The sequence below is a fragment of the Sphingomonas sp. 35-24ZXX genome (assembly GCF_000786215.1).
In the GTDB taxonomy this organism is placed as follows: domain Bacteria; phylum Pseudomonadota; class Alphaproteobacteria; order Sphingomonadales; family Sphingomonadaceae; genus Blastomonas.
Map to the genome: position 1 here is coordinate 795,314 of NZ_JROG01000004.1, position 12,357 is coordinate 807,670.

The window sequence follows — 12,357 nt, forward strand, 5'->3', positions numbered from 1 at the left end:
CAGCCCCATGAAAGCCAAGCACCAGCGTCTCGTCCTGATCTGCATCGCCTTTGTTGGGCTGATCGCCGCTGGGCTGATCGCGGCCTATGCGCTGCGTGACCAGGCGAGCTATTTCTACACGCCGGGCGATATCGCCGAAAAGGGCGTGGAGCCGGGCCGCGCGATCCGTCTGGGTGGCATGGTGCAGACCGGGTCGATCAAGACCCGCGCCGATGGCGTCACCATCGATTTCATCGTCGAGGATGGCAAGGGCACGGTGCCCGTGCGCTTCACCGGCATTACGCCCGATCTGTTCGTCGAAGGCTCGGGCGTCGTCGCCGAAGGCCGGATGGACAAGGCCGGGTTCTTCGTGGCGGACAATCTGCTCGCCAAGCATGACGAGAACTATGTGCCGCGCGAGATGCGCGACATGACCAAAGCGGACATCAAAGAGGTAGCGGGCACGGTGCAGCAGCCATGATTGCGGAAATCGCGCTTGCGCTGTTGTGGCTCGCCGGGGCGCTGGCGGTTCTCCAGCTGGGGCTGGGCAGCTATGCGCTGACGGCGCGCGGCGCCGAATTCCTGCGCGCCATCCGCCCGATCGCGGTGGTCCAGGGGCTGCTCGTGGCCACCGCCTTCGCGCTGCTCATCGTGCTGTTCCTGCGTACCGATCTGTCGGTCAAGCTGGTCGCTGCCAACAGCCATTCGCTCAAGCCGATCATCTACAAGGTGGCGGGCGCCTGGGGCAATCATGAAGGCTCGATGCTGCTGTGGGTCACCGTGATGGGCCTGGCGGGCAGCTTTGTCGCCCTGCTCGAACGGCGGCTCAACGAGCGCACGATGGTGGCGACCCTCGCGGGCCAGGCGTTCGTGAGCCTCGGCTTCTACGCCTTCATGCTGTTCTCCTCGAACCCGTTCGAGCGGCTGAACCCCGCTCCGGTCGAGGGCAATGGTCTCAATCCGCTGCTGCAGGACCCCGGTCTCGCCTTCCATCCGCCGACGCTCTACATCGGCTATGTCGGGCTTTCGATCGCCTTCTCGTTCGCCATCGGCGCGCTGGTGACCCGCGATGTCGGCCCTGCCTTTGCCCGCGCGATGCGACCCTGGGTGATGGGTGCATGGATCTTCCTGACCTTGGGCATCACCGCAGGCTCCTGGTGGGCCTATTACGAGCTCGGCTGGGGCGGCTGGTGGTTCTGGGATCCGGTCGAGAACGCCTCGCTGATGCCCTGGCTCGCTGCCACCGCACTGCTCCATTCGGTGAGCGTGCTGGCGACGCGCAACGCGCTCAAGGCCTGGACGGTGATGCTCGCGGTGGTCGCCTTCTCGATGTCGATGGTCGGTACCTTCCTGGTGCGCTCAGGGATTTTGACCAGCGTGCATGCGTTTGCGGTCGATCCGGAGCGCGGCAGCTTCATCCTCGCCTTGCTCGCCATCTATATCGGCGGCGCGCTGGCGCTGTTCGGGCTGCGCGCCTCGACCGTGACCGAGGGCGCGCGGTTCCACTTCTTCAGCCGCGAAGGCGCGCTGGTGATGAACAACGTACTGCTGGTCGGCGTACTGGGCATCGTGTTGATGGGCACGCTCTATCCGCTGGTGACCGAGGCGTTCGGCACCAAGGTTTCGGTGGGCCCGCCCTATTTCAATCCGGTGAGCGCGATCTTCGTCTTCCCGATGCTGGTGATCATGGCGGCTGGGCCACTGATGCGCTGGCGATCGGACAATGGCCGCAAGCTCACCAACCTGATGGCCGTGCCCGCGCTCGCCGCCGCTGCTGCGCTGGCGCTGGTGGTGGTGTTCGCCGGTGACATCAACCTGCTGCCGCTGCTCGGCCTGGTGTTCGCCGCCGGACTGGCCGTCGCCAGCGTGCTGCCACTGTGGAAGCGCAATCTGCGCCGCACGCCTGCGCACATCTGGGGCATGGTGATCGCGCATCTGGGCATCGCGGTGGCGCTGGCCGGCATGGCATCGGAAAGCGCGTTCAACACCGAAAAGCTGGTGGCGAGCGAATTCGGCCAAAGCCACAAGGTCGGCCCCTGGACGATCGAACTGCAGGGCGTGCGTCCGATCGCTGGTGCCAACTGGACTGCGCTCGAGGCACGGATGGTCGCGCGCTATGGCGACAGCAACGTGCAGACGGTGCTCAACCCGCAGTCGCGCATGTTCGCATCGCCGCCCACCGCCACCAACGAGGCTGCCCTGCTCACACGCTGGAACGGCCAGCTTTATGTCGTGCTGGGTGAAGAGGGCGAAGATGGCCGCTGGCAGCTGCGCCTGTGGTGGAAGCCCTTCGTGCCCTTGATCTGGTATGGCGGTCTGATGATCGGCCTCGGTGGCATCCTCTCGCTGGTCGGACGCACCTCGCGCGATCTGCGCCGCAAGGATCAGCCCGAGCTTGAACCGATCGCCGAGCCCGCGCCGGGCGCGTTGCCGACCGGAGGCAAGGAAGCCCTCGCATGAAACATTGGGCCATCTGGCTGCCGCTCGCGCTGTTCGGCGTGCTGTTTGCGGTGTTCGCCTCGGGGCTGATCGCGCCGGGCGACCGGACGATCGTGTCGCAGATGATCGGCAAGCCGCTGCCCGATTTCGATCTGCCCCAGGCGGTGCCGGACCGCCCTGCGGTGGCCCGTGCGAACTTTACCGACGGCAAGCCAAAGCTGCTCAACGTCTTCGCCAGCTGGTGCGTGCCCTGCGTCGCTGAAGCGCCGTATCTGCAGCAACTCGCCAATGCGGGCGTGGATATCTATGGCGTCGCGATCCGCGATCGCGGACCCGACGTCCAGGCGTTCCTGGCGCGCAACGGCAACCCCTATGCCCGCATCGGTGCCGATGACGTCAGCAAGATCCAGTTCGATCTGGGATCGTCGGGCGTGCCGGAGACCTTCGTGATCAACGGCAAGGGCATCATCACCTACCAGCATATCGGCGACATCCGGCCCGAGCATGTGCCGATGATCCTGCAGAAGCTGAAGGAAGCGCAGTGATGGTGCATAAGCTCTGCGCCCCTCATCCGTTTGTCCCGAGCGTGTCGAGGGACCTTATCGCGGCGGTTGCGCGCACGTGCCTCGACTTCGCTCGGGAACTCGGGAAGGTTGTCGCGATTGTACTGTGCCTCGTTACCTTGGCTGCTCCCGCAATCGCACAAGACACACTTCCGCCCGCGCCTTATGCCTACAAGCAGCTGGAAGATCCGGCGAAGGAAAAGGCTGCGCAGGATCTGATGATGACGCTGCGCTGCCTGACTTGCCAGAGCCAGTCGATCGCCGATTCCGATGCGCCGATGGCGGGCGACATGCGCCACCAGGTGCGCCAGCGGATCGAGGCCGGGGAAGACCCCGAGGCGATCCGTGCGTGGCTGATCGAGCGCTATGGCGACTGGGTGTCGTATGAGCCGCAAGTCACCGCGATGACCTGGCCGCTGTTTGCCGCGCCGATCGTGCTGCTGCTGATGGCGGCATTGCTGCTGCGCAAGCGTTTCGGCCGCGCGCGGGCCACTGGAGACAAGAGCTGATGGCCTGGATCATCGTCGCGCTGGTCGCGATCCTCATCATGGCCGGCATGATCTGGCTGGGCAAGCTGCCGCGCAAGGCGTGGGAACTTTCGGGCGCGGCGCTGTTCATCGGAATTGCGGGCTATGCCTGGCAGGGCCAGCCCTCGCTCGCCGGATCGCCCAAGGAGCCAGTCGAAAAGCTCAGCCTGTTCGACGAGGACCTTGCCAAGCAGCGCGACGAGATGGGTGGCAATTTCGGCGATGCCCGCGCCTGGCTGGTGCTTGCCGATGCGCAGAGCCGCCAGGGCAAGTTCGCCACCGCCGCCACCGCGCTCAGCAAGGGGCTTGAGACCTATCCCGACGATGTCGACCTGTGGGTCGCGCTGGGCAATGCCCTGGTCGGGCACAGCAACGGGCTGCTGACCCCGGCCTCGCAATTCGCCTATCAGAAGGCTGCAACGCTCTCTCCGGATCATCCCGCGCCGCCGTTTTTCCTGGGGCTGGCGCTGGCGACGTCGGGGCAGTTGCCGCAGGCGCGGGCCATCTGGGCCGAGCTTCTCGAGCGTTCGCCGCCCGAGGCGGAATGGCGTGAGGACCTGACCGGACGACTCGCGCGGATCGACGCGTTGATCGCTCAGCAGAACGGCGCGCCCGCGCCGGGCATGCCCGGATCGGTGCCGCCCGCTGCTGGGCCTGCACAACCCGTTGAATCGCAACCATAAACCGCTCATTGCGATTATATTGCACCGCATCATGGCGCATGCTAATCCGCGTGCCATTGCCGTTTTGGCGATAGGCGAAAGGGGACGATGAGCGCAGGCGGCTTTGGCTTCATGCGTTCGCACACTGCCCGATGATTACAGACACTCCATCAGAAACGCCGCCGCAGCCGCAAACCGCCGGGTCGATGGCGGGCGAACAGGTTGCCCAGCAAGCGGGCAATGCGGATACGCACAGCAGTTCGGTTGCGCTTCTGGCCTTTGGCGCCATCGGTATCGTGTTCGGCGACATCGGCACCAGCCCGATCTATGCGTTTCGCGAAACCTTTGCCGGCCACCATCCGCTCACCCCGGATCGCGAGCATATCTTCGGTGTCGTCAGCCTGATCTTCTGGTCGATGACGCTGGTCGTCGGCGTGCAATATGTCAGCATCCTGATGCGCGCCGACAACAAGGGGCAGGGTGGCAGCCTGGCGCTGGTCGCGCTGATCTCGCGCAGCATCGGACGCACCAGCTATGGCTGGCTGCTGATCCTGCTGGGCGTGTTCGCGACCGCGCTGTTCTATGGCGACAGCATGATCACGCCGGCGATTTCGGTGCTGTCGGCGGTCGAGGGTCTGACCGTGGTCAATCCCGGGCTGCAACCTTTGGTGCTGCCGATCGCGGTGGGCCTGCTGGTCTTCCTGTTCTTCATCCAGTCGCGTGGCACCGCCAAGATCGGGACGCTGTTTGCGCCGATCATGGTGCTGTATTTCGCCACGATCACCTGTCTTGGCGTCTATCAGATCGTCTTCAATCCCGAAATTCTGCTGGCGCTCAACCCCTGGTATGCCGTCCGCTTCTTCCTCAACGATGGCTGGTACGCGTTCCTGGCCCTGGGCTCGGTGGTGCTGGCTGTGACCGGCGCCGAGGCGCTCTATTCGGACATGGGGCATTTCGGACGCGGTCCGTTGCGCCTGTCGTGGTTCGCCTTTGTCATGCCCGCGCTGCTGATCAACTATTTCGGCCAGGGCGCGATGATCATCGGCATGAGCCCCGAGGTTGCTGCCGAGACGATCAAGAACCCGTTCTTCCTGCTCGCCCCCGATGTCCTGCGCCTGCCGTTGGTGCTGCTGGCGACCTGCGCGACGTTCATCGCCAGCCAGGCGGTGATTTCGGGTGCCTTCTCGATCACCCATCAGGCGATCCAGCTGGGCTATATCCCGCGGCTGTCGATCAAGCACACCAGCGCGTCTGAAAGCGGCCAGATCTACATTCCGCTGATCAACTGGGTGCTGATGATCGCGGTGCTGCTGCTGGTGCTGACCTTCCAGAGCTCCAGCAATCTCGCCGCGGCCTATGGCATCGCGGTGACCGGGGCGATGCTGATCGATACCTGCCTGATGGCGGTGCTGCTGATCGCGATGTGGAAATGGAAGCTGTGGATGGCGATCCCCGTCATCGTCACCTTCGTGGTGGTCGATGGCGCGTACTTCCTCGCCAATGCCACCAAGATCCCCGATGGCGGCTGGTTCCCGCTGGTGATCGGCGCGTTCACCTTCACCTTGCTCACCACCTGGGCGCGCGGGCGCAACCTGATGCGCGAGACGATGATCGAGAGCGCGCTGCCGATCGAGGTGTTCGTCAAATCCGCGCAAGGCTCGGCCACCCGCGTCAAGGGCACCGCGATCTTCATGGCATCGGCCACCACCGGCGTGCCCACCGCGCTGCTGCACAACATGAAGCACAACAAGGTGATCCACGAGCGCGTGGTCATCCTCACCGTGCAGATCATGGAAGTGCCCTATGTTACCGAGGCCAACCGGTTCCAGGTCGAAAGCCTGGGCCATGGCTTCTACCGGATGATCCTGCGTTACGGCTTCATGCAGTCGACCGATGTGCCCGCGGCGCTCAAGGACGTGAAGGAGCTGTGCGGCGGCAAGTTCGAGATGCTGCAGACCAGCTTCTTCCTTTCGCGCCAGACGCTGCTCACCGCCGAACGGCCCGGCATGCCGGTGTGGCGCGAGAAGATCTTCGCGTGGATGCTGCGCAATTCGGCCAGCCCGATGGAGTTCTTCAACCTGCCCTCGAACCGCGTGGTCGAGCTGGGCAGCCAGCTCGAAATTTGAGGGGTTCCGGAATGATCGTGATTGCAGGCTATTATCGTTTTCCTCTGGACCAGCTTGATGCGGTGAAGCCGGCGATGGCGCGCATGATCGACTTGAGCCGCGCCGAGCCTGGCTGCGGGCATTATGCCTTTTCCGAAGATATCGTGGAGCCCGGCCTGATCCGGGTCAGCGAATCCTGGGAGGACGAAGCCGCGCTCAAGGCGCACGCGACCAGCGCGCACATGGCCGAATGGCGCGCCGCCAGCGCTGCGCACGGCATCCATGACCGGACGATTACTGCTTATGATGTCACAGGATCGCGCTCGCTCTGAGCGCGTTTCCCGGTCGTCAGCCGGTCTTGCAGCTCAACGTCAGGTTGCGCTGCTGCAGGTCGTAAAGCAGGCTCGAGCAGCCTTGCAGAAACCGTCGTCCGGCAACGATCCGCAGGTCGACCTTCTTGTCCTTCTTGGCCACCACGACGATCTCGTCGGAGTCCGCGCCCTCGGGGGCCTGCTCCGCAATGCCTGAGGCATCGCCATAGTCGCTGTAGCGCACGTCCACCGTCGTCAGCAGGGTCTCGCCGATGGCGACAGGCTTCGCCAGCGTCATCTCGCGGGTCGGGCGCTGAATGCCGAAATAGATCAGCGTCTGCTTCGGCGGGCCGGTGAACCGGCCATCGCGGTTGTGCGCCAGCCAGTTGCCGGTGGGCGCGCTGGTCAGCGTTTCGGCGCGTTGCAGGCTGAACTGGAAACGGATGTCCCCTCCATCGACGGGCAATGTCGTGCCGATGCCGCCCCGACCCAGAAAGCCGAAATTGTCGAGCGGCAGCTGCTGCGTGCGCTCGCCCGGTGCGGGCTGAGCCAGCTGGAACCGCACCCGCTTGTAGGGGAGGGAGGCGGGGCTGATGATGCCATCGGCAATGGTCGAAGACGCACGGTTGGCCCAGAAAATCCGCTGGTTCTTGGCCCCGGCGCCATAGTCGACCTTGTGCACAGCAGAATCACCGCTGACCCGCTCCGAGCCGACAGCGGTGATGAAGCCGAACATGCCGGGCTTCAGCTGCAGCTTTGCGGCCACATCGGGGTTGAGTGTCGGCGCGTCCGCGGCTTCGGGCCTGACTTCCAGCTTGAGCGGCAGGCCGTTGATGGTGACGTCGATCAGGTTGTTGCCTGTCAGGACAAGCTCTTCGGGTAACGCTTGCTTGCTCGCTGCCATGGCTTGCCACGAAAAGGCGAGTGCGACAGTCGTAGCGACAGCATTGATCCGCATGATGGCCAAATCCCCCTCAAAACGTGCCCGTAACGAGGGGGATTTGGCACTATGCGGCCTGAACGGTGGATGACCGAAGGGGCTCGCACTCCTGAACCGGAGCGCCGCCGCCGCCATCAATAGGCAGAGCGCGCCAGCAGCGATTCCTTGGCCGCGTGATATTCGCGAGTCAGGCGCCCGACCATGTCGGCGACGGTGTCGACCTTGTCGACCGCGCCAATGCCCTGGCCGCTGCCCCAGATGTCGCGCCAGGCCTTGGCGTCGGTGTTGCCGCCCGAGCCGAAGTTCATCGTGCTGTAATCGCCCTTGGGCAGGTTGTCCGGGTCGAGCCCGGCATTGACGATCGACTGGCGCAGGTAATTGCCCGAAACGCCGGTGAACAGGTCCGAATAGACGATGTCGGCGGCCTTGCCCTCGACGATGCCGTTCTTGTAGCCCTCGTCCGCGCGCGCCTCAGCCGTCGCGATGAAGGCCGAACCGATATAGGCAAAGTCCGCGCCCATCGCCTGGGCCGCCAGGATGGCCGCGCCATTGGCGATCGAACCTGACAGCGCCACCGGACCGGTGAACCAGCGGCGAATTTCCTGCATCAGCGCGAAGGGAGAGATCGTCCCGGCATGGCCGCCGGCGCCCGCTGCGACCGGGATCAGGCCGTCGGCGCCCTTTTCGATCGCCTTGCGCGCAAAGCGGTCGTCGATCACGTCGTGCATCGTGATGCCGCCCCAATCGTGCACCGCCTTGTTCAGGTCTTCGCGCGCGCCGAGCGAGGTGATCACCATCGGCACCTGCCACTTGGCGCAGGTGGCGATATCGGCCTCCAGCCGGTCGTTCGATTTGTGGACGATCTGGTTGACCGCATAAGGCGCGGCAGGCGCATCGGGATTGGCGCGGTTGTATTCGGCCAGTTCCTCGGTGATCTGATGCAGCCATTCGTCCAGCTGGCTTTGCGGCCGCGCGTTGAGCGCCGGAAACGAGCCGATCACACCCGCCTTGCATTGCGCAATGACGAGTTCGGGGCCGGAGATGATGAAGAGCGGCGACCCGATGACGGGCAGGCGCAGCTTGTCGCAAAGCGGGGATGGCATGGTCATGGCCGCGACATTAGCCATCGTTCTATGGCTGTCCAGAGGCATTCTTAACCAGGCGATTAAGTTTTGAAAGAAAACGGCTTGGGGTGATAAAAATCCTCCCACAGCTTGTCTGGGGGAGGGGGACCATCCGCAGGATGGTGGAGGGGCCCTTGGCTACCGTTGCGTAGAACCCCTCCACCATTCGCTTCGCGAACGGTTCCCCTCCCCGAGCAAGCTCGGGGAGGATTTCAGGGTTCAAATCTCTTCGAGCGCGCTCAATACGGCCTTGATCGAGGCGGTGGCGACATCCTCGTCGACGCCGACGCCAAAGCACGGCGAGCGGCCGTCGATCGCGCATTCGACATAGGCGGCGGCGCGTGCCTTCGATCCGGCGCCGATCGCATGCTCGCGGTAATCGGCGATGTCGATGGCGATGCCGAGCGCGGCGGACAGCGCATCGACCACGCCCGAGATCAGCCCGTTACCGCGGCCGCTGACCGGGATTTCCTGGCCGTCCGCAATGATCCGCCCGACGAACAGCCGGTCGCTGCCCGCCTTGCGCTCTTCATAGTCGACCAGCCGGTATTTGCCTTCGCCATCCAGCCGGTAGCGCGTCTGGAACGCCTGCCAGATATCGCTGGACGACAGTTCCATGCTCTTCGCATCCGCCAGCGCCTGCACGGTCTTGCTGAAATCGGCCTGCAGACGCTTGGGCAGCTTCAAGCCCTGATCCTGTTCGAGCACCCAGGCGACGCCGCCCTTGCCCGACTGCGAGTTGACGCGGATGACGGCCTCGTACGAGCGGCCGATATCCGCCGGGTCGAGCGGCAGATAGGGAACCAGCCACAGCTGGTCGTTGCGCGCTTCCTGCGCGGCAAAGCCCTTCTTGATCGCGTCCTGATGACTTCCCGAAAAGGCCGTGAACACCAGTTCGCCGGCATACGGATGCCGCTCGGGCACCTTCAACTGGTTGCAATATTCGACCGTCTTGACGATCTCGTCCATGTCGGAAAAATCGAGCCCCGGGTGCATGCCCTGGGTGTACATGTTGAGGCCTAGCGCGACGAGATCGACATTGCCGGTGCGTTCGCCATTGCCGAACAGACAGCCCTCGATCCGGTCCGCGCCGGCCATCAGGCCGAGCTCTGCCGCGGCAATGCCCGAGCCGCGATCATTGTGCGGATGCAGGCTGATGATCACGCAATCGCGCTTGCTGATATGGCGGCACATCCATTCGATCTGGTCGGCATAGATATTGGGGCTCGAGGCCTCGACCGTGGCGGGCAGATTGAGGATCAGCGGCTTTTCGGGCGTCGGCTGAAGCACCTCCATCACCGCCTCGCAGACCTCCAGGCTGAAATCGAGCTCGGCGGTGGAGAAGGTTTCGGGCGAATATTCGAAATGCCAGTCGGTCTGAGGGTATTTCGCTGCCTGTTCCTTGAGGATGTTGGCGCCTTCGACCGCGATGGCCTTCACCCCCGCACGGTCCAGCCCGAACACGATCTCGCGCCAGGCGGGCGAGACGGCGTTGTAGAGGTGGACAATGGCGCGGTGCACGCCGGCGAGGCTTTCAAAGCTGCGTTCGATCAGATCGCGGCGCGACTGGGTCAGCACCTGCACGGTGACGTCCTCGGGAATCTTGCCGCCATCGACCAGCCCGCGGATGAAGTTGAATTCGGTCTCGCCGGCGGACGGAAAGCCGACTTCGATCTCCTTGAGGCCGATTTTGACCAGCAGGTCGAAGAAGCGCTGCTTCTTGGCCGCGTCCATCGGATCGATCAGCGCCTGGTTGCCATCGCGCATGTCGGTGGACAGCCAGCGCGGCGGCGCGGTGATCACCGCATCAGGCCAAGTGCGGTTCGGCAGGTCGACCCGCGGAAAGGATCGGTATTTTTGCGAAGGATTGTTGAGCATCGGCATGGCTGAAAGGCGCCCCTGATTATCTGGTGGTGCGATAAGGGTGACCAGCGATCAGCGCAACCGGTGACGGGCGCTTGGGATGCTGGCAGGTGAAAAAGCCCTTAGGCGTGGCGCGCCGCATCGACGCACAGACACACAACACGCCTAAGGGCGTGTAAGTCGCAGTCCAAGAAGAAGAGCCGGGCGTGTCATTATCACCGCGTCATTGCGTGAACGGGCGGAAATGCGCAACAAAAAAATGAAATACGGCGACACTTCCGATGATCGCCAGCATGCGGGCCTGTCTTTGGATCCAGCATGCTGCAAGCGAATGGAGATTGCCCAAACACGCAGCATTCAGCGTGGGGCGGCCTGGCTGTCCGGTCAGAAGGCCATAAACAGGTTGACGTTGGCGGTATGGTCGGAGCGGTCCTGGCCATCGCGCACAACATACTGGTTCAGATATCCCGGCACCACCTCCACGCCTTTGGCCAAGGGAATGGAAACCCCCATGAAGTTGCGCCAGATCGAAAGCCCGCCGCGCTGAACGCTGGTCTGGTTGAGGTCCAAGAACGGCTCGCTATAGGCGACGAGCTTGTTGTGCTGGCTGATCGGCACGCGCAGCTGAACGAATTGCCGCAGGCGCCATCCGGTCCCACTGCGTTGCTCGAAGGTCCGCTGTTCCAGACGCGTCCGTGAATCGAGTGTCAGGCCACGTCCGGTCGAAATCAGACGGGTATTGAACTCCTGATAGAAACGGTGTTCGTTCAGCTCTGCCGGGCCGACAGGGTTGGTATGGATAAAGGCATAGCCCGCGCCGATGCTGGTGTCGCGGTTCAGCCGGTAGCCGACCAGTGAGCGCAGAAGCAGCTGGCCCAGCCGATCGGCATCGTTTGTGAACCGTTCCTGGGCTTCGACCCGCACATAGACGTCATCGCTCGCATTGATGGTTGCGAACTGGCCGAGCCAGATGTTGAAATCATCCTCGCTCGCCATAGCGGGCGAGCTCAGCATCGCCGAGATGATGGCGCAGCACAGCAGGCGCAGTGGCATGGAAAATCACTTTTATGGAGAGGCTCGCGCAGACCTGTATGTCGCGCATGGCACTGGGCAGGTCTTTCGTTGCGCGGTACGGGCGCAGCAAACGGGGTTTCGACGGATCGCCGCAGCAAGTCCTCTCCCCGGCGCGAGGCCGGGGAGAGATGTCACAATTACTGCTTTTCGAACGCGACGCTGATGTCGAGTTCGACTTCGTCGCTGACCATCGGCAGCGCGTAGGCGATGCCGAAATCGCTGCGCTTGATTTCGGTCTCGGCTTCGAAGCCGATCGTTGCCTTCTTGTTGAACGGGTTGGCGCCCGCGCCGGTGAACTCGGCGTCGAAGGTCACTTCCTTGGTGACGCCGTTCAGCGTCAGATTGCCGGTGATCTTGGCGGTCATGCCGCTGGCCACCACCTTGGTTGAGACGAAGCGCGCATCGGCGGGCGCGGGGCCGAAGAAGTCGGGCTTGCCGCCGTCCTTGCCTGCCCGCAGCAGGTGGCTGGTAAGGCCCGCGCTGGCGGTGGTCACCTTGCCGACGGGGATCGTGACATCGACCTTCGAGGCGTTGAGGTTGGCAGGGTCGATCGTCAGCGTGCCGGCAATGTCACCGAACAGGCCGTAATAATCGTTGAAACCGAAATGATTGACCTCCCAGCCGATCAGCGAGTGGCCGGGATCGGTCTTGTAGGTGCCGGCGGTGACGCGGCTGGCGTCCTTCTGGCCGGGCAACTGCATGCCCTGGCCGATCAGGGGGGTGGCGGCGACGAGAGCGAGAATAGCGAGAGTCTTGCGCATGACGAACTC

At 63.8% G+C, this 12,357-nt stretch carries 12 protein-coding genes; 7 read left to right on the forward strand and 5 right to left on the reverse strand.

The annotated features are described in order from the left end of the window. Window positions 1-7 precede the first annotated feature (7 nt). From ccmE to LI72_RS11940, 7 genes are all read left to right on the forward strand, one after another. Window positions 8-460 carry a cytochrome c maturation protein CcmE gene (gene ccmE, locus LI72_RS11910; protein WP_033926010.1) on the forward strand — a complete coding sequence of 151 codons (453 nt, stop codon included), beginning with the start codon at window positions 8-10 and terminating at the stop codon, window positions 458-460. Beyond that, complete coding sequence (locus LI72_RS11915; RefSeq protein ID WP_033926011.1) at window positions 457-2,439, forward strand: heme lyase CcmF/NrfE family subunit; 1,983 nt, start codon at window positions 457-459, stop codon at window positions 2,437-2,439. The genes ccmE and LI72_RS11915 overlap by 4 nt, the downstream gene beginning before the upstream one ends. Further along, a complete protein-coding gene (locus LI72_RS11920) occupies window positions 2,436-2,963 on the forward strand; it encodes a DsbE family thiol:disulfide interchange protein (protein ID WP_033926012.1) in 528 nt (175 codons plus the stop codon). The genes LI72_RS11915 and LI72_RS11920 overlap by 4 nt, the downstream gene beginning before the upstream one ends. Window positions 2,964-3,100: 137 nt before the next feature. Next, complete coding sequence (locus LI72_RS11925; protein ID WP_231562454.1) at window positions 3,101-3,490, forward strand: cytochrome c-type biogenesis protein; 390 nt, start codon at window positions 3,101-3,103, stop codon at window positions 3,488-3,490. After that, entirely contained in the window at window positions 3,490-4,191 is a 702-nt protein-coding gene (locus LI72_RS11930; RefSeq protein WP_033926013.1) for a tetratricopeptide repeat protein, read from the forward strand. The genes LI72_RS11925 and LI72_RS11930 overlap by 1 nt, the downstream gene beginning before the upstream one ends. A gap of 185 nt (window positions 4,192-4,376) precedes the next feature. Further along, the gene (locus tag LI72_RS11935) at window positions 4,377-6,296 is read left to right on the forward strand and encodes a potassium transporter Kup (protein ID WP_033926014.1); all 1,920 of its coding nucleotides are present in this window, start codon (window positions 4,377-4,379) and stop codon (window positions 6,294-6,296) included. 11 nt (window positions 6,297-6,307) lie between these two features. Then, window positions 6,308-6,607 (forward strand): putative quinol monooxygenase, encoded by a 300-nt coding sequence (locus tag LI72_RS11940; protein WP_033926015.1) that lies wholly within the window; start codon window positions 6,308-6,310, stop codon window positions 6,605-6,607. Window positions 6,608-6,623: 16 nt separating this feature from the next. Here LI72_RS11940 and LI72_RS11945 read toward each other — a convergent pair whose 3' ends face one another. The 5 genes from LI72_RS11945 to LI72_RS11965 form a co-directional block, all read right to left on the reverse strand. Continuing rightward, window positions 6,624-7,544 (reverse strand): hypothetical protein, encoded by a 921-nt coding sequence (locus tag LI72_RS11945; RefSeq protein WP_033926016.1) that lies wholly within the window; start codon window positions 7,542-7,544, stop codon window positions 6,624-6,626. 116 nt (window positions 7,545-7,660) lie between these two features. Next, window positions 7,661-8,635 (reverse strand): NAD(P)H-dependent flavin oxidoreductase, encoded by a 975-nt coding sequence (locus LI72_RS11950; protein ID WP_033926017.1) that lies wholly within the window; start codon window positions 8,633-8,635, stop codon window positions 7,661-7,663. A gap of 234 nt (window positions 8,636-8,869) precedes the next feature. Continuing rightward, window positions 8,870-10,534 (reverse strand): 2-isopropylmalate synthase, encoded by a 1,665-nt coding sequence (gene leuA, locus LI72_RS11955; protein ID WP_033926018.1) that lies wholly within the window; start codon window positions 10,532-10,534, stop codon window positions 8,870-8,872. A 363-nt stretch (window positions 10,535-10,897) separates the two neighbouring features. Further along, on the reverse strand, window positions 10,898-11,566 hold the full coding sequence (locus tag LI72_RS11960; protein WP_033926019.1) for a DUF2490 domain-containing protein: 669 nt from the start codon (window positions 11,564-11,566) through the stop codon (window positions 10,898-10,900). Window positions 11,567-11,724: 158 nt separating this feature from the next. Next, window positions 11,725-12,348: a YceI family protein gene (locus LI72_RS11965; protein WP_033926020.1), complete on the reverse strand. Its 624-nt coding sequence runs from the start codon at window positions 12,346-12,348 to the stop codon at window positions 11,725-11,727. Window positions 12,349-12,357 lie beyond the last annotated feature (9 nt).